Here is a 26,807-nt window from a genome sequence, read left to right as displayed (position 1 = left end):
TTGTTGATGGAGAATAGAGCGCTGAAAGTATTATTTGTAATTAACCACAAAGCAGGCAATCAGAAAAAAATAGATATTAAAGATATCATCACAAAACATGCTCAATTAAATGGTTACCAATTTGACCATTGTTTGATGGATGATGGTAATCCAAAACAAAAAATAGCTCAAGAAATAGACAGATACAATCCCAATATTGTTGCGGCCTTGGGTGGCGATGGGACCGTTAATTTAGTTTCGTCGATTATTTATAAAACAGCTATAAAACTATTAATAGTACCGTTTGGATCCGCAAACGGAATGGCCAAAGAATTACAAATACTAGAAGACTTACATTCTTGTTTAGATTTAATTGTGGAGGGCAAAACCGTAAATATTGATTTGCTGGAGGTTAATAATCAGATAAGTATGCACCTTGCCGATGTTGGCATTAATGCGAGGATTGTTAAACGCTTTCAGATGGATAGCAAAAGAGGATTGTTAACTTATGCAAAGCATCTTTTTTTTGAAGCATTTGTGTTAAAAAGCTATCATTTTAATATAGAATTTGATGGAAAAACAAAGAAATATAAAGCTGTTTCTCTAACTTTTGCGAACGCTACAAAATATGGTACTGGAGCGGTAATTAACCCAACAGGCAAATTAAATGATGGTTTTTTTGAAATTTGTATCGTTAAGCCATTTCCAAAATGGCATATTTTTCAAATTTCCTATCAAATGTTTACTAATACACTAAGATATTCTGAATATTTTGAAGTAATAAAATGTAAGAAGGCGATAGTAAAATGTTCAAGAAAAACCACTTTACAAATAGATGGTGAAATAATGGGCAAAACAAAGATTATTAATCTTGAGATTTTACCTCAAACTTTAAAGGTTATAATTAATAAAAATTTAGAACATCCAACCCTCGTAAATTAATTCACCAGCAACATTATTTTCATCTACAATTAAAACTTCTGCCTTAACTTTTAAATCGTCATAAAATTTAAGTTTAAAAAATCCTTTAGCAGAAATCCCAAATCTTGAGTGCTTACTATCAACTACATACGTTGCCTTAGAAGCTGCACCACTTACTATAAAATTATTTTGATATTTCTCTATAAACTGTAAATTATGCTCATGCCCTGCTGCATATATTAAACCTGGATATTTCTTAAAAATTACTTTTAGTTTTTTTCTTAAAACCTTAAACCTTGGATGAGACAAATCTTCTCTTGCTCCAAAAAATTTTCGATATAAAGGAAGTAAAGAACCCACCAAAGGCAATGGCAAAAAAGCTTTTTTCTTATAAAGTGTAAATGGAAACAAGTGATGTTTGAGGGAATACTTTCCTCCATGTAAAGAGTTACTGTAAATTGGATAATGTCCAATAACTAAAATCCGTTTATTTTTATTTCTTTCTAAAATTTCTTCCAGATGAGTAAAAAAATCATTCTCATTTTCTATATCACAACCTTCATGCTTACCAATTGGTCTAAATCCTTTTTGAACCCACCATTGCGTGTTAATTGCAACTATTACTAATTGGTCATTAATAATTACTTCTTTTGGGCCAGGGCAGCCATTTGCAGGAAGGTAAGTTTCATTATTATTGAAAAGTTTGTTGATGTAATGTTCTTGCCTTAAAACATATTCAATACCGTCTTCTTTACCTTTATTCCAGTCATGATTCCCTGAAATAAAAATCACTTTTCCATTATAGTCAGCTAAAGCTTTATGATGATTTATAATTACCGTTTCTGCATCTTCCCTAAGAACGTCATCTTCTGCGGGCAAACCTTTAGGATAAACATTATCGCCTAAAAAAATAACCGCACTATCTTTACTTGATGGTAAATGTGCTTTCATTAATTCTAATAGTTCATCAGGTTGTTTTCTTTTTACATTACCTGAATCCCCAATCAGTAATATCTCATAAATTAGTTGATGCTTATCCACATTTTAATTTACAAAAAAAATTAATATTTAAATAAATAATATGTTACTTATTTGTATTTTCATTGCAAATATTTGTACATGAGGAAATTATACTTACTAATATGGATTTTATTATTTACCTCATTTTTAAAAGCTCAAGATAATAACGGTCCAAGAATTACCGCTCTAGGTAATGCTGGTGTTGCTTTACAAGATGTTTGGTCGGTTAAAAATAATCAAGCTGGTATTGCTGGCTTATTGAAACCAATTGTAGCTGCAGGTTATGAAAATAGATTTGGTGTTAAAGAATTAAGCACACAAGCTGCAGTTTTTTCTATACCAATTAAAGATTATGCAATTGGTGCAGCTTTTAATTCTTATGGGGTAAGTGATTATCGAGAAATTAAAACAGGTCTCACTCTGGCAAAATCATTTGGGCCAAAGTTATTTTTGGCAGTAGGTTTAAATTACCATCAATTAAAAATATCAAATTATGGTAACTCAAATGCCTTTTCTATTGATGTTGGGTTGCAATACAATGCATTTCCTAAATTATGGTTAGGTAGCCATATCTCTAATCCAAATCAGGCCAGATATGGAGAAAATACAGACCAAATTATTCCTACACATATCCAATTTGGAGCAAATTATATTTTTTCAGAACAATTATTAATTACTACTGAATTAGAAAAAATATTAGATGCACAGGCTGATTTTAAAGCTGGTATAGAATATAAATTGATAAAATTTGTGGCATTGCGTGGTGGGATTTCTGTAAATCCTTTTAAGCAATTTGCTGGTTTTGGGCTTAATTATCAAAGAGTTAATATAGATTTTGCAGTGGCTTCTCATCCTGTTTTAGGTTATTCACCTCAAGTAGCTTTAGGATATGAGTTTTAAGACAAAACTTCTTTTATTATTTTTTTTCTTGTTATGTAGCAAAATAAGTTTTGCCCAGCAAACTGATGATCCAGTTATTGAATATATTATAGAGTCTGTTGCCGCAAATCAAACCGAAGATTATGATTATTCCGAATTGATTGATAGACTAAATTTTTACAAGCGTAATAAAATCAATCTTAATAAAACTTCTAAAGAGCAATTACAAGAACTGATTTTTTTAAATCCTTTACAAATTGATGCTTTATTTGAGCATATATCATTAAATGGTAGTTTAGTGAATACTTTAGAACTACAAAGCATTAGTGGTTATGATTTAGAAACCATTAAAAACCTGCTCTATTTCGCCGATATTAACACACCTACTGGCTTTGAAAATTTCTCTTTTAATAAACTTTTTAAAGATGGTAAAAATGATCTATTAATAAGATATAGCCGATATTTAGAACAACAACGGGGGTTTTCTTCTGCCTCAAATACCTCTAGCAGATATTTAGGAACCCCAGAAAGAGTATTTACTCGCTATAGATTTTCATACAGTAATAATATTCAGTTCTCTTTAAATTTAGAGAAAGATGCGGGAGAAAAATATTGGAATAGCAATAACGGACAAACCGGACCCGATTTTTCGTCTGCAAGCTTGTACATAAAAGATTTAAGAAAAATAAAAAAACTAGTTATTGGAGATTATTCTTTACAATTTGGACAAGGATTAGCTTTATGGAGTGGTTTAAGCTTTGGTAAAGGAGCTGATATATTTTCTGTTGTTAAACCCAACATTGGGCTTAAACCTTATACATCAATCAATGAATTTTCTTATTTCAGAGGCATTGCAACCCAGGTAAATTTTGGAAAGCTAGATTTTACACCGTTTTTTTCATACAATAAAATAGATGCCGGTTTAGCTTTAAATCCACTAACCAATTTAGAAGAAATTTCTACTTTACAACAAAGTGGACTTCACCGTACATTAAGCGAACTTAAAAATAGAAGAAGAATTTCTCAGATGGTTTTTGGTGGAAATTTACAATATAATTATCGAAAACTTTCAGTTGGCCTAACAGGATACCATAGCAATTACAGCCAAGATTTTGCCCCAGGTAAATCATTATATAATCAATTTGATTTTACCGGGAGCTCCCTTAATAACGTAGGTTTAAACTATAGCTATACGCTTAATAACACTTACTTTTTTGGAGAATTTGCACACAGTTTGAATTCTGGTGTAGCCTATATCAATGGATTAATAACTAGTTTATCTCCAATTGTTTCTGCGGTTTTATTTCATAGAAATTATCAAAAAGATTACTATTCATTTTACAATCAAGGAATTGGAGAAGGGAGTACAGCTGTTAATGAAAAAGGCTTTTTTGCAGGTTTGCAATTAAAACCAGATCGAAAATTTGAACTTGATTTTTATACTGATCTATTTAAATTCCCTTACTTAAAATTTAGGGTTGATGCACCTTCTACAGGTTATGATATTTTTAGCCAATTAAGTTATACACCCAATAAAACTACCCGTTTAACTTTAAGGTATCAATTCCAAAATAAACAGCAAAATGATGATATCCCAACTTTTGTGAATACGCTGTCTTTCGTTAAAAAATCTAATTATAGGGCTGATTTATTGTATCAAATTAACAAAAGTTTTGCTTTAAGAAATAGAATAGAAATGGTTCAATATCAAGAAGAAAACAAAACAAATCGTTATGGTTTTTTAGCTTATCAGGATATAATTTACAGCCCTTTAAGTTCCAGATGGTCTGGCAATACAAGATTAGCTTTATTTGATACTGATGGATTTGATACTCGGATTTATGCTTATGAAAATGACGTTTTATACGGATTTTCCATTCCGGGTTTTCAAAACAAAGGAATAAGATATTATTTAAATGCCCGATATAACCTGAAAAGAGGTATTGATATTTGGTTGAGATATAGTTTAACCCAATACAATAATCAGCAAACTGTAGGATCGGGATTAGATGAAATAGATGGAAATTTGAGATCGGAAGCTAAATTGCAAGTAAGATTTCAGTTTTAATATGATTGCCTATTATAAAACTGAAGTTCCCTTTATTCGTTTAATAATATTTTTTATAATTGGAATAATAACCGCTATTTCTTTTAATATTTCTCCAAATAATCTATTTATTTTTTTCTGGACGATTCTTTCTTTGGTGTTCGTTGCTTTAAATTTATGGTTAAAGAAACAGATAATTTATCTTCACTCCTACTATTTTGGTATTTGTATTTATGTAATAATGATCCTCTCAGGAATTATTATTTGTAATCAACATAAAGAAATTTTTAAAACCAATCATTTCTCAAAAACACCTTCTAAACAATTAATAGTTTACCTACTAGAGGAGCCAAAAATTAAAGGAGATATCGCTCGCTTTAATGTGGAGGTTACAAATAATCTTCAAAAAAATAATCTTGTTAAAACACAAGGTAAATTATTGTTGGCAATGAGGTTTGACACAACCAAAAGCCTTAATCTACATTATGGAGATTTATTATTAATCAAATCAAAATTTAAGGAAACAGAACCAGCATATAACCCGTCAGAATTTAATTATAAAGGATTCTTAAGCACTCAACAAATTTATTATCAAAGTTTTATAAATCAAAAAGAGACAAAGAAAATAGACGAGCATGTGGCAAATCCTATAAAAGAATTTGCATTAAAATTTAGGGAGCGCCAAATTGAAAAATTTAATACTTATCTGAAGGATAGTTCTGTAAAAGCAGTGGCATCTACTTTAATTTTAGGTTACAGAGCTGATTTAAGTAAGGAAATTTTACAAACTTATACAAAAACCGGAACCATGCATGTGCTTTCAGTTTCTGGGATGCATGTTGGAATTGTAGTTTATTTATTAGCATTTATGTTAATGTTTCTAAACAAATCTAAAAAAGGCAGAATTTTACAAGCCATAATCATGATTTCTTTAGTGTGGTTTTATGCCTTAATTACAGGGTTGGCTCCTTCAATAGAAAGGGCAGCAATAATGACCACATTCATTATGTTAGGAAAAGCTCGATCTTTAAAAACAAACACATTTAACATCATTGCCATAACAGCTTTTGCTATCTTAATTTTCGACCCTTTCGCAATTATAAATGTCGGCTTTCAACTTTCTTTTATTGCAGTTGCAGGTATAATTTATTTACAACCTTTAGTTTATAATTTATATAATACAAATAATAAAATTTTAGACTGGATTTGGAAACTTACGGCAGTTTCTTTAGCCGCTCAGATTGCAACTGCACCATTAAGTCTATATTATTTCCATCAATTTCCAGTCTATTTTATACTTAGTAATCTGTTTATATTTCTACCATCCATACTAATAATGTATTTCGGTTTATTCTTTTTATTACTTTATTTCATCCCGTCAATTGCATTTTTATTGGCTTGGTGTTTAGAATTTAGTATCAAATTCACCAATGATGGTTTAAAATTAATAGAACATATTCCTCATGCAAATGTTACTCAAATTTGGTGGGGTAGTATAGAAATTATATTATTCTACATATTCATTCTTTTGGCATCCGAATCAATTCAAAACAAAAACCTGAGAAAATATGCAAGCCTTTTTTTATTGTTTTTAATACTATCCACCAATTTTAGAGCTTTTCAGCACATCAAACAAAAACAAGCATTATTTTTTAGTTTAAGAAAGAATACTGCCATTGCATTTATTAAAGGAAATAATGCTGTGTTAATTTCAGATTTAAATCCCAATGAGTTCACTTTTCTATTTTCGGTTAAACCTTATTTAGATAGTTGCCAAATTGATAATATACAATGGATAAATCCTCATCTTACTGAAAATGAAAAATTGTTTAGCTTTGAGGGTAAGAAGTTAAAAATCATCAATCATAAAAACATTAATTTTGCTAATTCTAAGCAAGATTGGCTTTTATTAAGCAGCAATAAAAAACAAGATTTGCAATCGATAAAAAACCAAAATTCTTTTCATAAACTATTTATTGATGGTAGAAATAAGGATTTTATTATCGAGGATTTTAAAAATCAAGCTCAAAAACTGAATTTAAAACCAAGTGTTTTAAAAAGAAGTTTTGCAATAGAAATTAAATTATAAATAGATGTTTGTAAATTATCAAATAATAAATAGGGTAGCTTTTATAGAAATAAATCGTCCGGATAAAAGAAATGCACTTAATGCAGAACTTGTTTTACAGCTTACTCAATGTTTTAAAAAAGCAGAAAAAGATGAAAATGTTAAAGTAATTGTATTAAAAGCAGTTGGGGAAGTTTTTAGTGCGGGTGCAGATTTAGATTATCTCAAAAAATTACAATCTAATTCTTTTGAGGAAAACCTTAAGGATTCTAATCAGTTAAAAGATCTATTCCAGTTAATTTACGAACAACCGAAAATAGTAATTGCACAAGTGCAGGGACATGCAATTGCTGGTGGTTGCGGATTAGCTTCGGTTTGTGATTTTGTATTTAGCGTACCAGAAGCCAAATTTGGTTACACCGAGGTTAAGATTGGCTTTATTCCCGCTATTGTAGCAGTTTTTCTGTTAAGAAAAATTGGGGAAGGCTTAACTAAAGAACTGGTTTTTAGTGGCGATTTAATAGATGCGGAAAGAGCTAAAAGCATCAATCTTATTAATTTTATTGTTGATGGTGAGTTGATTGAAGAAGAGGTAACAAAATATGCCGAAAAATTATGCAATACAACATCATCGCAATCTATTGCGTTAACAAAACAATTATTAAATAAAATACAAGATAAACCATTGGAAGAAGCATTAGATTTTGCTGCAGAAATGAATGCTCATGCAAGATCTACAGTTGATTGTAAAAGAGGAATTCAGGCGTTTTTAGATAAAAATAAAATTGTTTGGTAATTCAAATTTTACTGTAACTTTATTTGTAAAATCACATCTAATTATTAAAATAAAAAATCAAGAACCATGTTAAAAAACACTAAAATAGGTCTAATAGCATTTATTTGTTTTGGGGCTACATTTGCGGCACAGGCCCAAAAAGTAATAAAAGAAGGTACGGCAATTTATACAGTAGAATATGATTTGCCTGTCGGTCAAGAATCTATGGCCGCTATGCTTCCAAAAGAATTTAAGGTTCAGTTTAAAGGAGATAACAGCAAGTTTAAAATGGATATGGGCATGTATGCTACGGAAGTTATTTATAATAGTACAACTAAAGAAAGCTTGAGCTTAACAGATGTACCAATGCAGAACAAAAAAATTGCTGTTAAAATGAATCAAGAGCAAACTGACAAAATGCAAGAAATGCAAGCAGGCGAAAAAGATGTTGAAGTAACCACTACTACGGAAACTAAAAAAGTTGCTGGTTATAACTGTACCAAATACATTTTAAAGGACAAAATTTCTGGTGAGAGTGTAGATGTTTGGGCAACTACAGATATTACAATCCCAGCAAATTCTTTAACCTCTAGCATTAAAAATGTTAAGGGAGTGCCTATAGAATTTTCTTCTAATGCTAGAGGAATGAAATCTAAAATGACACTTAAAAGTATAACAGAAGAGTCAGTTACAGACATTAAAATGGATATACCAACAGGCTATGAAACCATGACATTTGAAGATGTGCTAAGCCAAATGGGCGGTTAAAATAAAGTAAAATTATTGTTAAGGCTTTTAAGCATAAATGCAAAAATCTAAATTGCGTTATGTTTAAAAGCCTTTCTTTTTTTTTAAAATATTTTTTAGGCTGGTGTCTCTTTTTTTTATTAAGCCGAATAATCTTTGAAATAGCTTTTTATCATAAACTTGCAGATTTAGATTTTCTAGAAATCTTCTTTTCCTTTGTTTATGGTCTTCACATGGATGCTTCAATGGCAGGTTATTTATGTGTACTTCCTTTTTTATTTTATGGCATCATCTTTCTATCAAACTTAAAAATATCAATCAAACCCATAAAAATTTACACCTACTTTTTTTTGGTGATTGCATCTATAAATTGCATTGTAAATATTAACATTTACAGAGAGTGGGGAACAAATCTAAATTATAGAGCCTTAGAATTTCTTATTAAGTCTCCTTCAGAAGCTTTTGCATCTAGCGCCTCCTCACCTATTTTTTTAAATATTTTTGGTTTAATTGTACTGATATTTATTGGATTTGCATTATTCTCCAACCTTGTTTTTAAAACAGATTATTTTGATCAAAAACGAATTACCTTATTATTTAAAATCCCTGTTTATCTATTTACTTTGGCCCTCACATTTTTAGCAATAAGGGGTGGGATTGGCGTTGCGCCGATGAATACAAGTAAGGCCTATTATAGCAAACATCAAATTTTAAATTTTGCAGCTATTAATACAAATTGGTTTTTGATTTCGAGTATTATTTCAAACTTAAACAATGTTAAAAATCCATATATCTATTTCTCAGAAAGTGATTTACAAATAAATGTTGAAAGTTTATTAGCAAAAAAAGATACACTTACCTCAAAGATATTTTCCGTTAAAAAACCAAACATCGTATTAATTGTGATGGAAAGTTTTACTGCGGATGTAGTAAAAGAACTTGGTGGTGAAGAAGGCGTAACACCTAAATTTAGTGAGTTAATTAAAGAAGGATTATTATTCAATCATATCTATGCTACTTCAGATAGAACGGATAAAGGAATTGTTGCCGTTATCAGTGCCTTTCCGGCACAAGGGATTAAATCTATAATCAAAGAAAATGATAAGCAACTAAATTTACCTTCTGTAGCTAAAGTTTTGAAATCAGATGGCTATCAAACTTCTTTTTTTTATGGCGGAGACACCGATTTTTCTAACTTTAAGTCTTACATTTTAAGCCATCAATATCAAACCCTGTTTGAAAAGAAAGACTTTAAAAACGCTGAGATTAAATCTAACTGGGGAGCCTATGATGATGTGACTTTTAGTAAGCAAATCTCGTTTTTAAACAAAATCAAACAGCCATTTTTTTCTACACTTTTAACACTTACCAATCATGAACCTTTTCAACTCCCTGTAAAAGGTAAATTTGGAGATAACAGTCTGCCAAATAAATTTAGAAGCACCAGTTATTTTGTTGATGAAGCACTTTATCAATACGTTCAAAATGCAAAAAAACAAGCATGGTATGCCAATACAATTTTTATAATTACTGCAGATCACGGTCATCGATTACCAAAAGAAATCAGGGAAACCTATCAGCCTGAAAAATATCACATTCCACTTTTGATATTTGGAGGTGCATTAACTAATAAATATAAGGGGCAAATTATAAATAAGTTTGGAGGTCAAACTGATATAGCTTCAACTTTATTAAACCAATTAAATATTCCTGATACTGCTTTTAAGTACAGTATAGATCTTTTAAATCCTAATTTAAAAGGGTTTGGATTTTATAACTGGGATAATGGTTTTGGATACATTGATGAAAATGGGGCATTAAGTTATGATCCAGTAAGTAATCATGTAATTTTTAAAAATCAAAATTTAACGGATCAACAAGAAAAAAATCATATTAAAAAAGCCAAGACTTTAATGCAAAGTGTTTTTAAAGATTACCTAGAATATTGATAAATCTTTATTGCTCTACTTCGTTCAAATCGAGTCTGTTTCCTTTTATAAAATATTGAATTACTTTTTTATCGATGGCTTTTTTACCTTCTTTATCATTGTTATCAAATAGATCAAACTCTCTAAATAATTTTCCCTCTTTTACATAAAACTTATCTTTTCCATGATATTGATCTTTGGTTTTGGTACTTAAATTAGGGAAATCAATTTCATTTGCATTTTTACCAGTAAACTCATAACAAATTACTTTTGCAGACTGAAATTTATCATTTGCGGTGTAGTAAATCAAAACTTCGGGATTACCATCATCATCCATATCAGTATTAAAAACCTCCTTAAACTTACCATTAATGTTATTTGTAGATGCTAAAGAAAAATCATTTTCAATGGAATCCGAGCGCAAAACCAGTAAAGAAGAGGTAGAATCTGCTCCTCTTCCCCAGGTGTAAATATCAAAAATCAACTCTGGTCCAACTTCAATTTTTTCATGATGTTTAAAAGGTGCTGGTAAAGCAGCAATCTTTTTTGGAACTTCTTTTACCTTTTTATCCTCATCGCCTCCGCAAGAAGATAAAACAATTAATATCAAACTTAAACCAAATAAACTTTTTAATAATCTCATTTATAATTAATTATATAACATTACAGACGGAATCTCAATCTTTTTACCATCAGTCCCTTTTACAGAAACCTGTAAGGTAGAACCAGGACCATCATCAAAATATAAGACTTTTATTTTATGTAAACCAGATTGTAAAGCCACACCAGCAGAACGCTCAAACCTAGCATGTTTACCATCGTTATCAATTATCAGTTCATCATCAATATATAAACGGCTGCCATCATCGCTGTAAAGCGAAAATTCAAAATTAGCGTTCTCATTTACATTGATAAAACCCGTAAAAACAATTCCGTATTCTCTTGCTTTGCCGCTCACTTTAGTAAAAGAAATCTGACTAGTTAAACCTTTTTTTGTAGCTAAATTGGTATCAATTTCTAAAGTGTTTTTGAACTTACCGGGTAAATAATAATATTTTAACGCTCCTTGGTTTTTATTATTTCCGCTATCATCTGCTTTAAGCGTATCTCTATTAAATAATAAAGTAGTTGTAACCACGCTTTTTTTACCCAATGGAGTAATTACTCTAGCTTTTACAGGACGCATCTCTCCTTTAGGCACATTTACTTTAAAAGGCTGCGTATATAAAGTAGTGGTTTCGTTAGGCTCATATCCATCAATGGTATAATACACTTTTGCACCATTTACAGAAGGCTTAAAATCAAAATTATAGCTATCGTTTATAACATTTATAGAAGTATCTTTTGCACCAATTACCTCTGGAACTCTATAAAATGTACTGGTTTTATCTAACAGTGCCAAATGTTGGGGAATGCGAATTTCATTAAAATTCTTAAAATCCTTTCTATTTAAGTTAGTCCAAGCAATTTCAGATACAGCCATTATTCTTGGAAAGAGCATATATTCTACTTTGGTTGTGTTGGGTAAATATTCTGCCCACATATTTGCTTGCACCCCTAAAATGTTTTTCAGCTGTAAAGCCGATAAAACCTCTGGTGTTGGGTCATAATTGTAAATTTTAGAAATGCGGCCGTCGCCACCAATACCAACCGGTTCCTGATCAGACCGACCTTGGGTATGATCTAAATAAAGCCCTGCCGTACTGGGCGTCATAATTACCTGATGATTTTGTTTTGCAGCAGTTATTCCTCCATTCACTCCTCTCCAGCTCATCACAGTTGCATTTGGAGCTAAACCTCCATCTAAAATCTCGTCCCAACCAATAATTGATCTTCCTTTTTTATTAACAAACTTTTCTATCCTTTGAATAAAATAAGATTGCAAACCATCCTCGTTTTTTAAATGCTCCTTTTTAATTCTTTGTTGGCAATACGGACATGTTTTCCAAACTGTTTTTGGGGCTTCATCGCCGCCGATGTGGATATACTTAGACGGGAATAATTCCATCACTTCAGTTAAAACATCTTCCATAAAATCGAAAGTATGATCTTTTCCTGCACAAAAAATATCAGGAAAAACACCCCATTTATCCGCAACTTTATATGGACCAGGATTGTCTCCACAACCTAATTCCGGATAAGAAGCCAATACAGCCAAAGCATGTCCCGGCATTTCGATTTCAGGGATTACAGTAATAAATTTTGAATCGGCGTAAGCCACAACTTCTTTAATTTCTTCTTGAGTGTAAAACCCACCATATTTATTTCCATCAAACCATTGCGGCATACGATCATGATAATTACCAATAATAGTTTGATCACGATAAGCACCAATCGAAGTTAAATTAGGATATTTTTTGATTTCAATTCGCCAACCCTGATCGTCGGTTAAATGCCAATGAAATGTATTGAGCTTATAAGCAGCCATGAAATCGATATACTTTTTGATAAAATCTATCGGGAAAAAGTATCTACAAACATCTAAATGCAAACCACGGTATTCATATCTAGGTTCGTCATTTATAGCACATTGTGGTATTTGATGTGTTTCTAAATTATTGAGATAAAGCTGGGTAAGCGTTTGCATGGAATAAAAAACACCTTTTACACTTCCTTTTAATTGAATGTTTTTGTTATCGATATATAAAGTATAAGTTTCTGTATTAACATTTTGGCTTTTCGCCGAGTTAAAAGAAATCATACTTTCTGGAGCTTGAATAAAGTTTTTTGCCATCACCAAATCAAATCCTTCTTTATCTTTCACCAAAGTTTTAAAAAGCTCTGCTATTTTCCGATCTGCATCAGTTTCATATTGTAATGCCGTTTTTTCTGTGATTTGAAAATAGCCAGATTTTATGATAATACTTTGAGGTGCAGGTATAATTCCCAAATTTGGATCGGTTTGGGCAAATGTCAAAGTAGTGAAGAGTATTAAAATAACGCAAAATAGGTGCTTCAAATTCATGTTGTTAATGGAGTACTGAGCTATGTAAGAATAATGGAAAAATAAGAAAATATTTTTGGAAATAGGTTTTGAAGAAATTTGATTTTATAAGATTCATTTTATCTTGTTGATTATCAAATCCAGTAATAATATTAGAAGATATATAACAAAAATTGAATGGGTAGTTTAAAATCAATAACAAGCTAAAGATTTTATTGACATGCAAAGAAGTTTATATTGTTCTATACTTTTTATAAACTACCGTAAGGGCAAATAGGTGGGTTTCAATTCCTCATCCTTTTGATGAATGATTACTGCGCTACATTTGTGCTGACTGTCTATTTCAAAAGCAATTCCATCCTTACTGTCCCAAACTTGTGGTAAACGTGATGTATCTTTATTAAACTTGATTTGGCTCAGTGTAAAAGCTTCTTTAAGCTTATCTAAAATTGAACCAATGCCAACTCCATTGGCAGTTTTGAAATTGGGAGCAGTTACTCTAATTTGTTTGACTCTTGATTTTGGCATATCTCCAGTATCTCTTGAGGCATAAATAGCAGTCGAATATTTTGTTCTGTCATTTCCTTCGTACCAAAAAGCCACCATCTTTTGCATAGCTGCATCACTAGAGTCTGGCCTTCCCATTTCTTGGAATAGCAATTCGGTATCTTCTCCTAGTTTAATTTTACCTGCCGCTTCGCCCGGTTGCAACATAAAATCAGGTTTCAACATTAGGGAATCATTATGGGTATTTGAGAGAGTGTCTGTTTTGCTTTGCACCTTACTTCCACCATTATTGCAAGCCGTAAAGTACAAAATCAAAAAAAGCAAAGTGTTTATACTACTTAGTTTCAACATATTTTAAATGATTAAATTGTTTTGAAATGGGTACGCAATGGTTGATTTTTTCTACATCCTATTACTCTTCCCCATATGAATAAAAACCTTATAAATCAATGATTTATAAGGTTTTGTTAATGTGGACCCGGAGGGATTCGAACCCTCGTCCAAACATGGGACCAGTTGCGCTTTCTACATGCTTATTTTATGGTTGGTTTTCGTGAGCAACTTGACCATAAAAAATCTGGTTACTCCTTATTTTCTTAAATTTTCGTGAAGACTCCGAAACTTAGTCTTCCTTATTCTAGCATTTCTGTGCTTCCTGATCGATTGCCGCCAGACTTGGCCTTCGGGAAACATCTCGCTCGTACTTCTAAAGTACGACTAAGCAAATCTTAACTCGTTAAGATTAAGCAGCAAGAGCGTAGTTATTTTCGCCTGTTGTGTTTTGAGAATCAATATTTAAGCGCTGAATCCTCATTGCGCTGCATGCTTACACACTTATCATCCATCCTGTCTATTCCGGTCGAGCCCGTTTTATTAGAGTCCAAAGTTAAGAGTTTAAAGTTAAGAGTCTAAACATTTTACCTTTTTACTTTTTAATTTCTACTTTTTACTTTTTATTTCCTACCTCTCCCTGGATAAATTTTTAAAGCTTCTTCCAAACAAATCATCGCTTTATTCAAATCTTCTCGGTTCAAAACATAAGCCATTCTTACTTCGTTTTTTCCTGCACCTTCTGTTGCGTAAAAACCAGTTGCGGGCGCCATCATTACCGTTTGGTTTTCGAAAGAAAACTCTTCTAACATCCATTGGCAAAACCTATCCGAATCATCAATTGGCAAACTCGCTACAACATAAAATGCACCGCCTGGATTTGGGCAAAACACACCTTGCATTTTATTTAAAGCTTTTACCAACGTATTTCTGCGTTCGGTATACATCGAATTTACTTCTTTAAAATAACTATCTGGTGTATCAATTGCAGCGGTTCCGGCAATTTGTTCGACCATGCCAGGGCTTAGTCTAGCTTGTGCAAACTTTAAAGCTGTAGCCATTACTTCCTTATTCTTTGTAATTAAACAACCTAATCTTGCTCCACAAGCACTATAACGTTTAGAAACCGTATCCATCACAATCACATTTTCGGCTAATCCAGTTAAGTGCATCGGCGAAATAAATGCTTTGCCATCATAACAAAACTCGCGATAAGCCTCATCAGAAAAAATATACAAATCGTATTTTAATGCCAACTCTTTTAGAGCCTGCATCTCGTCTCTACTATATAAATATCCTGTTGGGTTATTTGGGTTACAAATACAAATTGCTTTGGTTTTTTCGTTAATTAACTTTTCGAATTCGACAATTGGCGGCAAAGCAAAACCATTATCAATAACGGATAAAATCGGCTTTACCGTTACATCGCATTCGCAAGCAAAACCATTGTAATTTGCATAAAAAGGTTCAGGAATAATTACCTCATCACCTGGATTTAAGCAACTCATCATGGCGAAAATAATCGCTTCAGAACCCCCAGCTGTAACAATGATATCTTCAGGAGTGATATTGTAATTTAACTTATTATAATATTCAGCTAGTTTTGTTCGGTAAGTTAAAGTTCCTTCAGAAGCAGTGTAAGACCAAACCTTAAAATCAATATTTTTAACAGCATCCAGCATAATTTCTGGCGTCTCAATATCCGGCTGACCTATATTTAAATGATAAACTGTTTTTCCTTGTAGTTTTGCTTTCTCGGCATAGGGCGTAAGCTTCCTAATTGGCGAAGCAGGCATTACTTTTCCTTTTTCTGAAATTTTCGGCATGGTACAAAAGTAATAATCTCTTTTAATTTAAGAGACAAGTATAACCGCAACAACTTAATATTAAGGTAAAATTTTTTGAGATTTATTTGGGCGTTCGGGCGGGCTTTACACTGTAGTTTTTTGTCAGCCAGCTGGCGGACAAAAAAGCTGCCGTTTCAATCCCTAACGCAAAACTTATAAAATGGAAAGTAATATATTTTAATGATAAACAAACTCTCCTTTTTCAGAAGTTATAGTAACCTGCTTTTTATCGGCTGCTTCTACCCTACCTACAATTTGAGCGTCAATTCCAAAAGATTTTGAAATAGATATGATTTCATTGGCGTAGGCTTCTTCCAAATAAATTTCCATTCGGTGGCCCATATTAAAAACTTTGTACATTTCTTTCCAATCTGTACCAGATTGTTCTTGAATCAGTTTAAAAAGAGGAGGAATTGGGAATAAATTATTTTTTATAATGTGAAGGTTTTCTATAAAATGAAGCACTTTAGTTTGTGCGCCACCGCTACAATGCACCATCCCATGTATTTGAGGACGGAATTTATCTAGAATTTTTTTGATTACTGGGGCGTAAGTCCTGGTTGGGGATAAAACTAATTTACCAGCTGTAACTGATAAATTTTCGTGAATCTTGATTTCATCAGTTAAACTTTTATGACCAGAAAAAACCAAATCAAAAGGAACAGCTGGGTCAAAACTTTCAGGAAATTTACTAGCTATATCTTTATTAAATACATCATGACGGGCAGAAGTTAATCCGTTAGAACCCATTCCTCCGTTATATTCCTTTTCATAAGTCGCTTTGCCAGAAGATGATAAACCAACAATTACATCTCCAGCTTTTATGGTATGATTAGAAATAATATCTTCTCTTTTCATTCTACAAGTCACCGTGGAATCTACGATAATCGTTCTAACTAAATCTCCAACATCTGCAGTTTCGCCACCTGTAGAGAAAATGTTGATTCCCAATTCACGTAAATCGGAAAGAATTTCCTCTGTTCCGTTAATAATTTCTGCAATTACCTCTCCCGGAATCAAGTTTTTATTTCTTCCTATAGTTGATGACAATAAAATATGGTCTGTTGCTCCAACACAAAGTAAATCATCTAAATTCATGATGATGGCATCTTGTGCAATGCCTTTCCAAACTGAAATATCGCCTGTTTCTTTCCAATAAATATAAGCTAAAGAAGATTTTGTGCCAGCGCCATCGGCATGCATAATATTGCAATATGCATCATCACCACCTAAAATATCTGGAATTATCTTACAAAATGCCTGAGGGAAAATGCCTTTATCAATATTTTTAATGGCATTGTGTACATCTTCTTTTCCGGCAGAAACGCCACGTTGATTATAACGATTATCGCTCATATTGATGGCAAAGATATTAAAAACCACCAATTATGATAAAGCAATTTGGGTTTTAAACATTAAAACTTAATCTTAGAAAACATGGTTTTATTGGTTGAGCTTATAATTTTAACAATTTAAATTTCCCATGATATATGAGCGTTAACGATAGAAACGGCATCCTTTTTTTGCTTCTTGCCATGATGCAAATAGCAAAAAAAGATATAGTGAATAGCGTGTTAAAACGCCCAAACTAATTTCCAAATAATTAAAAAACAATAATTTATTATCTCTAATTATCTATCATTGCAAATGATGTTAGAAATCATTTTTCAAGACGAACATTTGGTTGCAATTAATAAACCGCATGGCTTGTTGGTGCATCAATCGCCAATTGCAAGAGATGCGGAAGAATTTGCACTTCAATTATTAAGAGACCAAATTGGGCAAAATGTTTGGCCAGCACATCGGTTAGACAGAAAAACTGGAGGCTTGTTATTATTTGCTTTAAATAAAGAAGTGAATGCCTTATTGCAAGGTTTATTTAGGGATAACAAGATTAAGAAAAGATATTTGGCAATTGTAAGGGGTTTTACTCCAGATGAAATGGAAATAGATTATCCGTTAAAGAAAGAAAACGGTGTATTGCAAGAGGCTTTTACCAGATTTAAAACCTTAAAAAAAGGAGAAATTGATGTAGCTTTTGGAAATCATGCTTCGTCTAGGTATTCTTTAGTTGAGGCCGCCCCAGAAACTGGCAGAATGCATCAATTGAGAAAACATTTTGCGCATATTAATCATCCTATAATTGGTGATAGACCTCACGGTTGCAACAAACAGAATAAATTATTTAAGGAAACATGGGAAATGGACACCATGTTGCTTCACGCTTCTGAGTTGGAATTTGAGCATCCGGTAACTCATCAAAAATTTCATTTTACAGCTCCTCTTCAATCAGAATTTTTAAGAATGAAGACAATGTTGAATTTATGATATTGATTGTGGTTAAATATTTGATGTATAATCGTATCTAAATCAGGAAGCATGAATGAGCAAGACAAAAAATCTATAGCTGAGGCTAAAAAAAGATTAGAAAAACAAGTTGAAGAAAGTAAAAAAGAAAACTTAGGATTAGATGCGGATGGTTCTCTCTAAATATAAACAAACCTAAAACTACTATTGATATATTGACAGGAGATGTTGAAGGTTATTCTCCACTTTCAGAGAAATAAGGACATAAAAAAAGCCCTTATTCAAGAGCTTTTATATTAATTATCTTTTTTCAATTGGAACAAAATCTCTATCATTTTCACCAACATATACTTGTCTTGGACGACCGATTGGCTCTTTGTTCTCTCTCATTTCTTTCCATTGTGCAATCCATCCTGGTAAACGGCCTAAAGCAAATAATACTGTAAACATTTCTGTTGGGAAACCTAAAGCCCGGTAAATAATTCCTGAATAAAAATCTACGTTAGGATATAGTTTTCTCTCTACAAAATATGGATCACTTAATGCAACTTCCTCTAATTTTTTGGCAATATCTAAAACTGGATCATTAATACCCAATTTCTCCAAAATATCATCACATGCTTTTTTAATAATTTTTGCTCTTGGATCAAAGTTTTTATAAACACGATGTCCGAAACCCATTAAACGGAAGGAATCATTTTTATCTTTTGCCTTATTTACCCACTTATCTACATCGCCACCATCGTTTTTGATTTTCTCTAACATTTCGATAACGGCTTGGTTTGCACCACCATGTAACGGACCCCAAAGTGCAGAAATCCCTGCAGAAATTGATGCGTAAAGATTACAATCTGAAGAACCGACAATCCTTACAGTTGATGTAGAGCAGTTTTGCTCATGATCTGCATGTAAAATCAGCAATTTGTTCATTGCATCAATTACAACCTCATCAATTTCTACTTCTTCGGTACGTTGACCAAAAGTCATGTGAAGAAAATTGGTTACATAATCGTATTTATTTTTAGGATAAATTACCGGATGCCCTAGAGATTTCTTGTAGATCCAAGAAACTATAGTAGCCATTTTTCCAAGTAGTTTGATAATTGTTAAATCAAATTCTTCTTTTGTTTGATTAGGATCTAAAGATTCTGGATAAAAGGAAGAAAGTGAGCAAACTAATGAAGAAAGTTGCCCCATTGGATGTGATTTTGATGGAAAACCATCAAAAAATTTCTTCATATCCTCATGAACAAGCGTATGTCTGCTAATTTGATGTTGGAAATCTTCAATTTGTTTTTGGGTAGGTAAATTACCGTAAATTAAAAGATAAGCAACTTCTAGAAAAGTAGATTTTTCTGCCAATTGCTCAATAGAATATCCCCTATATTTTAAAATTCCTTTTTCGCCATCTAAAAAAGTAATAGAACTTTTTGTTGCTCCCGTATTTTTAAAGCCACTATCTAATGTAATAAAACCAGTTTGATCTCTCAGTTTTGCAATATCAATTGCCTTTTCATTCTCAGTTCCCTCTACAATTGGTAAAGTGTAAACATTTCCTTCTAATTTTAGTTCCGCAGTTTCTGACATATAGTATCTTGGCTTTTGTTACAAATCTAGTTAAAGCTAATAAATTGCGTTAAATATAAGCGTTAAATAACAATTATAAGGGTTTTTTTAACTAATTTGAATGATGTGCTTAAAATATTAAAATTAAATTACAGTCGCATTATTTTAATGGGTTTTAAGCTTTTTTATTTTTAAAGATTGGAAGGATATAATTACTAATGGTAGAAAACTGATAACCTTTTTTAGAAAACCTATTTAACATATCTTCCATCTTTAATACCATTTTATTTCCACTATTTTTTGATACATATGTTGGGAAACCAAATCTTTTTTTATCCTTTAAGTTGTAAAATTCCCAAGGATGAAAATAAATATTTAGATATCCTTCGCTTTTAATTGCCTTTTTTGAAAGCCAAAAATATAACCAGTTTGGTAAATTATGAAAGGATAGCCAAAATAAAGGAAACCTAAAGAAAGTACTTACTGAAGCTGGCAATTTTATAATTCCATTTTTATAATGAAATTTTCTTGGTTCCTTTAAATTATTATATCTACCCGGCAAGTAAGTTGGATTAATAGAGCTATCATATAAATAACCTGCTTCCCTTAATTTATTATCATTTACAGGTTGCATTCTTGGCATCCTAAAACCTGTAATCGGTAAACCGGATAGCTCTTGCAACTGAACCAATGAGTCTAAATAATCAACATCTTTGAAGGAAGAATGATTTACAGTATGGGATGCTAATTCATGACCTTCATTCACAATTCTATCAATAATTTCAGGAGCATTTTTAGCAAAAGTAACGGTACTAAAAAAAGTCGCTTTGACGCTGTATTTTTTTAATAAGTCTAAAATTATTGTTGTTCCCTCAGTAGATATAGAAATTTGGTCGGCAAATGATATTGATTTACCATATTCAAATGGCATATCAAATTCTTCAATATCAAAACTTAGTAAAATCAATTTATTTAATATTTGTAGATCTAATGATATAATTAGGTCTGTTTTTAGCCTGCATAAACATTTTACCTAAATAAATGCCTAAAAATCCAAGAATAATCAATTGTAATCCTCCAAAAAATACAACTGTCATGATTAACGAAGCCCACCCTGAAACTTCTGTTCCCTCATAGAATGCAAATAAAATATATGGAATATATAATAAAGACAGAAAAGAAAAAAAGAAACCTAAATATACAGCTGTGTATAAAGGCTTTATACTTAATGAAGTAACTCCATGTAAAGCTAACCTTCTCATTTTAGCTAAGCTATATTTACTTGAGCCTTTAAACCTTTCTGCAGGAATATAATCAATTGCAAATTGCTTAAAACCAACTAGTTTTACTAAGCCCCTAACAAAAGGATCCATTTCTTTAAATTGATTCAAATTTTTAACAACAATTTTATCTAAAAGCCTAAAATCTGCAGTTCCCGATTCAATTTCCACATCAGAAAGTGAGTTTAATAACTTATAAAAAAGCTCGGAGAATTTTCTTTTTTTAAAGGGTAATGATGGATCTGGCAATCGTCTGGTATATACTACTTCATATCCTTCTTCCCATTTTTGCAGCATTTGGGTTAACATTTCTGGAGGATGCTGCAAATCTGCATCCATCGAGATTACACAATCTCCATTGGCATTATTTAAACCAGCCATTAATGCTGCTTGATGCCCGAAATTTCTGGAAAATTCTATGAAATATAGATGATGTTTATTCGCAATTTCATTTTTTAAATTGTTGATGGTATTATCGCTGCTTCCATCATCAACTATAATGATTTCAAAATTATAACCTAAACATTCAAAAACCTTTTCAATCCTATCAATTATTGTTATAAGGTTTTCTTCTTCATTAAATGCAGGTATTACAATCGAAACTAGTTTTTTCATTCGATATTAATCTTATAATTTTTAAAATCTGCTGTAAGCATTTGATAAATGATAACCATCCAAACCATTACACAAGGCAAAGCCTTTAAGGAATAATGTTGAACATAATTTACCCTTATGTATTTTGGGAATATATCTGAAGGAGATAAACTAGTTAAGATAAAAGCAAAAATATATAAAACGACTATCCAATTCAATTTAGGACTATCTTGTAATACAAACCATATTGAAACACCTGTAAAAGCAATAATATATGTTGGAGATTCTGAACCTGTGCTAAAAATCACTACAAAAATTAATGATGATGCCAAAAGCATAAATCTAAAAGCAAGATTTTTATATTGATTTATTCTTAAATAAGGAGATAAAAACAATATTAAGCCTCCAATTACAAATGGCAGATTGGGTATGTTTGGGTTCTGCAACAATCTTCTAATTATACCCATCAAAGAAATATCTTGTCCGGATGTTAATGATACATTTAAATCATTTTTATGAACTAATGATGAATACCAATCTATATAAGCTTGTTTAGTAAAATCAATAGATGATAGAAAAGTAGGAAGGAAAATCAATATCACTAAAGAAATAATCCCGTAAAGGATAAAAGACATTTTTCGTTTTGTAAAGAAAAAGAATGCTAAGCCTAAGATGCCATAAACTTTTATTAAAGTCCCTAAGGCAATGGCTATCGCTGATTTACCAACTTGGTTTTTTAACAAATAAGAAAACGAAAATAATATTAAACCTGTTAAACCAACATTAAACTGAAAACTTAACATAGCTCCTAAAGCTTCATGAGCACAAAGTAAGCCTAAAACAGAACGTTTAATTAAAGTTAAAGGTAAGCTGTAAATCCCAAAAATTAATAATAACGCGTTAGCAATATTCCATAAAGTGGTTCCTAAAAAGTCTGGTAACAATGCAAATGGAGCAATTACTAATCCAAAAACAGGCCCATAATGATTAGAGTCGTCATACTGTTGTGGATAATTTTCGTAAAGTGGTTGCTGATTTATAGTGTGGTAATAGGTGTATTTAAAAATTTTATAGTTATTAAAACTTCCTTTGTAATACTGTTTAAACCCTGTGATAATAGCAATCAAAATATATAGGCCAACTACAAATTTCCTGGAAACAATAGCAGGTAAAATTTTATCATTAAAGTACTTTAATTTCAATTTTAGGATATAGTAGGTCTTTAAAGTTTACAAAGAAAGGAATAAATATGGTAATAAAAATATTACAATATAATTTTTTAAAAAATTTAAATTTTTAATCAATTAAGCTACTTCAGCCTTTTTAAATGGGTTTTGAACAAAAAAAAAGGCTTAAAAATCCAAAATTATATTGTTATCGTAAACTATTGAAACTTTAAATGTTGTAACATGAAATTTTTGAGATTAAAGATTATTATTTCTGTATACGTATGCCTTATTGTATTGGCGATTTATAATACTTTTCATGTTTATTCTACCAATAAAAAAAATGCAAAACAAAATGTTTTTGCCAAATTAAGTACAGCTGCAAATATTTTAGCAAGCCAAATTGATGGTGATGAACATGAAAAAGTTACATCTAAGTTTAAAACAAAAGACCAAATAAAAACATCTGTAGAAGACTCTTTGTATAATAAAATTCATTTACAATTAAAAGATGTTCAACATTCTAGCTATATAAATACACCCATTTATACACTAATAAAATCAAAAAATAATCAGTTTTTATTTGCAATAACATCAAGTAATAGTCCCTATTATTTTCATACTTACCATACTCCTCCAAAAGAGTTATTACAAGGTTTTGATAAAGGAGGTAATTTAGATGAGTATAAAGATGAAAATGGGGTTTGGCTATCAGCATTTGCTCCTATAAAAAATAAATCAGGTAAAGTGGTAGCTGTGGTTCAGATTGATAAAAACTTTAAGGAATTCTTAGAAGATATTAATAATCAATTTTTTAATAATATAATATTCATAATACTTGTCTATTCTGTAATAGGTTTCTTTTTATACATTTTCTTAAAAGATGTGCTGCATAAAGAAGAAAAACACAACAAAATTCAAAAGAGTTATAAAGATGAATTAGAAAAAGAAGTAAAACAAAGAACATTAGATCTTAATAAAACCAACTTAGAATTAACAAATCTAAATAACGAATTAGAATCTTTCTTTTACAGTACATCTCATGATATTAGAGGTCCATTATGCAGAATTTTAGGACTTATTTCTTTAGCAAAATTTGAAGATGATAAGCAAGAAATTGTGAATATGATTGAAACTGAATCTCAGAAAATGGATAACATGCTTAAAAAAATGGTTTTGGTAAATGATATCAGAACAAAAACTTTAGAGATTGAAGAAATTCTGATTTATGATAAAATAACGCAAATCTTAAATCAAGTAAAATCGAAATATAAATACGATAAAGCTGATATCAAAATTAAGTTAGATACTCAATCTTTAAAAAGGTTTTATAGTGATTCTAAAATTTTTGAGTCTATTTTAACCAATATTTTCGATAATGCTTTTAAATTTAGTGATGGCTCATCCCCAAAAATTATAATTAATTCTTTTGTTGATAAGGATGGTATTTTTTGCTTAAGTGTTGAAAATAATGGTAAAACCTTCTCGGAAATTGAATTAAAAAACGCATTTGAATTGTTTAAAAAAGCGCACAAAAAAGGAGATACTGACACCATTAGATTAGGACTTTACACCATTAAAAACTGTTTAGATAAATTAAACGGTGTGGTTGATATTTCCTACACTAAAAATTTAACTATGGTTAAGATTCTAATTCCTGATTATTATTTTAATAAGAATTTATTAAATGTACTCCCAAATACAATTCAATCAATAAAATAGAAATTATTGGTTTCTATACTTAAAGGGCGTAATTCCCATTATTTTAGAAAACAATTTTGTAAAATATTGAACATCTGGCACACCTACCTTAAAAGCTATTTCTTTCACTAAAAGATTTGTAAATGTTAAATACTCGCAGGCCTTTTGGATTTTTAAAGTGTTATAATAACTGATTGGAGAAACTCCCGTAGATTTTTTAAATATCAAAGAAAAATGAGATACAGACATACTTAAATGACTTGCTAATTGAGAAAGTTGAAGATTTTTTTCACAATGGTCTCTCATAAATAAAATACTACTATTAATAACGCCTTGTAATTTATCTTCCTTTTTTTTCTCCGTATCAGTAACTAAAACCAAAGATGAAATTAAATTTAACAGACACATATTAATATATGTCAAATTACTGTTTCCATAACCTCTTTCTAGATATTGGTAAATTCTGTTAAATAACTTTATTCTTTCTTCGTTATATGGTAAATAGCCTTTATTTGTATGATTAGTTTTGATGTATAAATCGGCAATTTCTTCTAAAGATTCACCTTTAAAAAAAAACCAAAAAATACTCCAGGGTTTTACTTTATCTGCATAGTATGAAAATGAAGTGCGAGAGGGAATTAAAAAGAAATCTCCAGGAGATAAATGATGCGTTTTATAATTTGCCGAAGCAACGCCATAGCCTTTAATGCAATAGATTAAAATATAATTTTCACTTCCTTCAAAATCTTCTATAAATTGAAATTTAGCTTCTGGAAAAAAACCCGACTTTGTGAAATATCCGATTTTGGCAGACTGATGTTTATCTAGATAAATTGATATATCATCTTTGCTTAAATCAATAATTCTTTGCCCAGCAAATCCTTGTTTCTTTTTTGCCATTAAATATTAATTTATTAAAATTAAAAAATAACAAGAATAAAATACAACATTTTAAGATTATTATACAATTCTAGGCTAGAACTAACTTTTAACTTGCAGCTCGATAACCGAAAATCTAAAACATAACACATTATTAAGTAAATGAGAGACCCACAGAACCTGGTGAATGAAATTTTTAAAAAAACCTTTAATGAAGATCCTTTAATTGTCAGATCTCCAGGTAGAGTAAATCTAATTGGAGAACATACCGATTATAATATGGGCTATGTATTACCTGCTGCAATTAATAAAGCTGCATATATAGCTATAACAAAAAGAGAAGATGATACCATTTTTATCGTTGCCGCAGATTTAGATGAATCTTACACCACAACAGTATCAAGCTGTGCTTATTCTGATAAAGGTTGGCCAAACTATGTAATTTGTATTGTTGAGCAGTTATTAAAGATTGATAAAAAAGTTGGTGGTTTTAACGCTGTTATTTCTGGAGATGTGCCACTTGGTGCTGGAATGTCTTCTTCTGCAGCTTTAGAGTGCGCAACTGCATTTGCATTAAATCACATTTATGATTTGAATTTAGAGAAAATGCAAATTGTTAAACTAGCTCAAAAAGCCGAAAATGAATTTGTAGGTGTTAAATGCGGAATTATGGACCAATTTGCCAGCGTATTTGGTAAAAAAGGACATGTGGTAAAGTTAGATTGTCGCTCTTTAGAATATGAATATGTTCCTTTCGAATTAGAAGGAATAAAAATCGTTTTATTTGATTCGATGGTAAAACACTCCCTGGCTTCATCAGAATATAACGTGAGAACAAGCCAATGTGGCGAAGGCGTTTCAATCATCCAACAAAAATATCCTGAAGTAACAACTTTAAGAGATGCTACAATAGAAATGGTTGAAGAATGCCTAAAAAATGAAAGCAAAGATATTTACGATAGATGCAAATATGTTGTAGAAGAAAACAATCGGCTTTTAGCTGCCTGTAATGATTTACAAGCTGGCAAAATAGAAGATTTTGGACAAAAGATGTATGAGACACATACTGGCTTAAGTGAATTGTATGAGGTAAGTTGCCCCGAACTGGATTTTATTGTTAGCTGTGCAAAAAAAGAACAAGGAATTTTAGGTGCAAGAATGATGGGTGGTGGTTTTGGTGGTTGCGTTATTTCATTGGTTAAAGAAGATGAATTAGAAGGAATTGTGAAAAGAATTAAAGAGGCTTATTATCATAAAATGAATATCGGTATGAGTGTTTATATTACTCAAATTGAAGATGGAACTCATATTGTAAATTAGAC

The 26,807-nt window shown here is 31.0% G+C and carries 21 protein-coding genes and 1 other RNA gene; 10 read left to right on the top strand and 12 right to left on the bottom strand.

Annotated elements, in window-relative coordinates; genetic code table 11:
- Positions 1-6: 6 nt before the first annotated feature.
- Complete coding sequence (locus A5893_RS09100) at positions 7-921, top strand: diacylglycerol/lipid kinase family protein (RefSeq protein ID WP_068822257.1); 915 nt, start codon at positions 7-9, stop codon at positions 919-921.
- Here the strand turns inward: A5893_RS09100 and A5893_RS09095 are convergent.
- Positions 895-1,941 (bottom strand): metallophosphoesterase, encoded by a 1,047-nt coding sequence (locus tag A5893_RS09095; RefSeq protein WP_232456835.1) that lies wholly within the window; start codon positions 1,939-1,941, stop codon positions 895-897. The two genes, A5893_RS09100 and A5893_RS09095, sit on opposite strands and share 27 nt — an antisense overlap.
- A gap of 78 nt (positions 1,942-2,019) precedes the next feature.
- On the opposite strand from A5893_RS09095, the gene A5893_RS09090 reads away from it, so the two are divergent.
- The 6 genes from A5893_RS09090 (at position 2,020) to A5893_RS09065 (ending at position 10,385) form a co-directional block, all read left to right on the top strand.
- Complete coding sequence (locus A5893_RS09090; protein WP_068822256.1) at positions 2,020-2,820, top strand: PorV/PorQ family protein; 801 nt, start codon at positions 2,020-2,022, stop codon at positions 2,818-2,820.
- A complete protein-coding gene (locus tag A5893_RS09085; protein ID WP_068822255.1) occupies positions 2,810-4,867 on the top strand; it encodes a helix-hairpin-helix domain-containing protein in 2,058 nt (685 codons plus the stop codon). Before A5893_RS09090 ends, A5893_RS09085 begins: the two co-directional genes overlap by 11 nt.
- A gap of 1 nt (position 4,868) precedes the next feature.
- Positions 4,869-6,935 carry a ComEC/Rec2 family competence protein gene (locus tag A5893_RS09080; RefSeq protein ID WP_068822254.1) on the top strand — a complete coding sequence of 689 codons (2,067 nt, stop codon included), beginning with the start codon at positions 4,869-4,871 and terminating at the stop codon, positions 6,933-6,935.
- 4 nt (positions 6,936-6,939) lie between these two features.
- On the top strand, positions 6,940-7,710 hold the full coding sequence (locus A5893_RS09075) for an enoyl-CoA hydratase/isomerase family protein (RefSeq protein ID WP_068822253.1): 771 nt from the start codon (positions 6,940-6,942) through the stop codon (positions 7,708-7,710).
- 66 nt (positions 7,711-7,776) lie between these two features.
- Positions 7,777-8,457 (top strand): DUF4412 domain-containing protein, encoded by a 681-nt coding sequence (locus A5893_RS09070; protein WP_068822252.1) that lies wholly within the window; start codon positions 7,777-7,779, stop codon positions 8,455-8,457.
- A 59-nt stretch (positions 8,458-8,516) separates the two neighbouring features.
- A complete protein-coding gene (locus tag A5893_RS09065) occupies positions 8,517-10,385 on the top strand; it encodes an LTA synthase family protein (RefSeq protein WP_068822251.1) in 1,869 nt (622 codons plus the stop codon).
- Positions 10,386-10,392: 7 nt separating this feature from the next.
- Here A5893_RS09065 and A5893_RS09060 read toward each other — a convergent pair whose 3' ends face one another.
- From A5893_RS09060 to A5893_RS09035, 6 genes are all read right to left on the bottom strand, one after another.
- Positions 10,393-11,007: a hypothetical protein gene (locus tag A5893_RS09060; RefSeq protein WP_068822250.1), complete on the bottom strand. Its 615-nt coding sequence runs from the start codon at positions 11,005-11,007 to the stop codon at positions 10,393-10,395.
- A 6-nt stretch (positions 11,008-11,013) separates the two neighbouring features.
- A complete protein-coding gene (locus A5893_RS09055; RefSeq protein ID WP_068822249.1) occupies positions 11,014-13,329 on the bottom strand; it encodes a family 20 glycosylhydrolase in 2,316 nt (771 codons plus the stop codon).
- A 237-nt stretch (positions 13,330-13,566) separates the two neighbouring features.
- Positions 13,567-14,166, bottom strand: a complete 600-nt coding sequence (locus tag A5893_RS09050) for a hypothetical protein (RefSeq protein ID WP_068822248.1) — start codon at positions 14,164-14,166, stop codon at positions 13,567-13,569.
- Positions 14,167-14,285: 119 nt separating this feature from the next.
- Positions 14,286-14,682, bottom strand: a transfer-messenger RNA (tmRNA) gene (ssrA, locus tag A5893_RS09045).
- Between the two features lie 86 nt (positions 14,683-14,768).
- Positions 14,769-15,971: a pyridoxal phosphate-dependent aminotransferase gene (locus A5893_RS09040; RefSeq protein ID WP_068822247.1), complete on the bottom strand. Its 1,203-nt coding sequence runs from the start codon at positions 15,969-15,971 to the stop codon at positions 14,769-14,771.
- Between the two features lie 198 nt (positions 15,972-16,169).
- Entirely contained in the window at positions 16,170-17,348 is a 1,179-nt protein-coding gene (locus A5893_RS09035) for an AIR synthase related protein (RefSeq protein ID WP_068822246.1), read from the bottom strand.
- A gap of 294 nt (positions 17,349-17,642) precedes the next feature.
- Here A5893_RS09035 and A5893_RS09030 point away from each other — a divergent pair, with 294 nt between their 5' ends.
- On the top strand, positions 17,643-18,320 hold the full coding sequence (locus A5893_RS09030) for a pseudouridine synthase (protein ID WP_068822245.1): 678 nt from the start codon (positions 17,643-17,645) through the stop codon (positions 18,318-18,320).
- Positions 18,321-18,599: 279 nt separating this feature from the next.
- Here the strand turns inward: A5893_RS09030 and A5893_RS09025 are convergent, their stop codons facing one another.
- From A5893_RS09025 to A5893_RS09010, 4 genes are all read right to left on the bottom strand, one after another.
- On the bottom strand, positions 18,600-19,886 hold the full coding sequence (locus A5893_RS09025) for a citrate synthase (protein ID WP_068822244.1): 1,287 nt from the start codon (positions 19,884-19,886) through the stop codon (positions 18,600-18,602).
- Between the two features lie 154 nt (positions 19,887-20,040).
- A complete protein-coding gene (locus tag A5893_RS09020; protein ID WP_068822243.1) occupies positions 20,041-20,832 on the bottom strand; it encodes a polysaccharide deacetylase family protein in 792 nt (263 codons plus the stop codon).
- A 1-nt stretch (position 20,833) separates the two neighbouring features.
- A complete protein-coding gene (locus A5893_RS09015) occupies positions 20,834-21,760 on the bottom strand; it encodes a glycosyltransferase family 2 protein (protein WP_068822242.1) in 927 nt (308 codons plus the stop codon).
- Positions 21,757-22,941, bottom strand: a complete 1,185-nt coding sequence (locus tag A5893_RS09010) for a glycosyltransferase family 87 protein (protein ID WP_068822241.1) — start codon at positions 22,939-22,941, stop codon at positions 21,757-21,759. Before A5893_RS09010 ends, A5893_RS09015 begins: the two co-directional genes overlap by 4 nt.
- Before the next feature lie 207 nt (positions 22,942-23,148).
- Here A5893_RS09010 and A5893_RS09005 point away from each other — a divergent pair, with 207 nt between their 5' ends.
- Positions 23,149-24,627 carry a sensor histidine kinase gene (locus A5893_RS09005; protein ID WP_068822240.1) on the top strand — a complete coding sequence of 493 codons (1,479 nt, stop codon included), beginning with the start codon at positions 23,149-23,151 and terminating at the stop codon, positions 24,625-24,627.
- A gap of 3 nt (positions 24,628-24,630) precedes the next feature.
- Here the strand turns inward: A5893_RS09005 and A5893_RS09000 are convergent, their stop codons facing one another.
- Positions 24,631-25,506: an AraC family transcriptional regulator gene (locus A5893_RS09000; protein ID WP_068822239.1), complete on the bottom strand. Its 876-nt coding sequence runs from the start codon at positions 25,504-25,506 to the stop codon at positions 24,631-24,633.
- Between the two features lie 141 nt (positions 25,507-25,647).
- Between A5893_RS09000 and galK the strand changes: the two genes are divergently transcribed.
- A complete protein-coding gene (gene galK / locus A5893_RS08995; RefSeq protein ID WP_068822238.1) occupies positions 25,648-26,805 on the top strand; it encodes a galactokinase in 1,158 nt (385 codons plus the stop codon).
- Positions 26,806-26,807: the final 2 nt, after the last annotated feature.

Origin of the sequence: Pedobacter psychrophilus (assembly GCF_001652725.1) — a bacterium.
Classification (GTDB): Bacteria; Bacteroidota; Bacteroidia; order Sphingobacteriales; family Sphingobacteriaceae; genus Pseudopedobacter; species Pseudopedobacter psychrophilus.
Note: the sequence above shows the minus strand (reverse complement) of the source record. Positions and strands in the feature narration are given on the sequence as shown.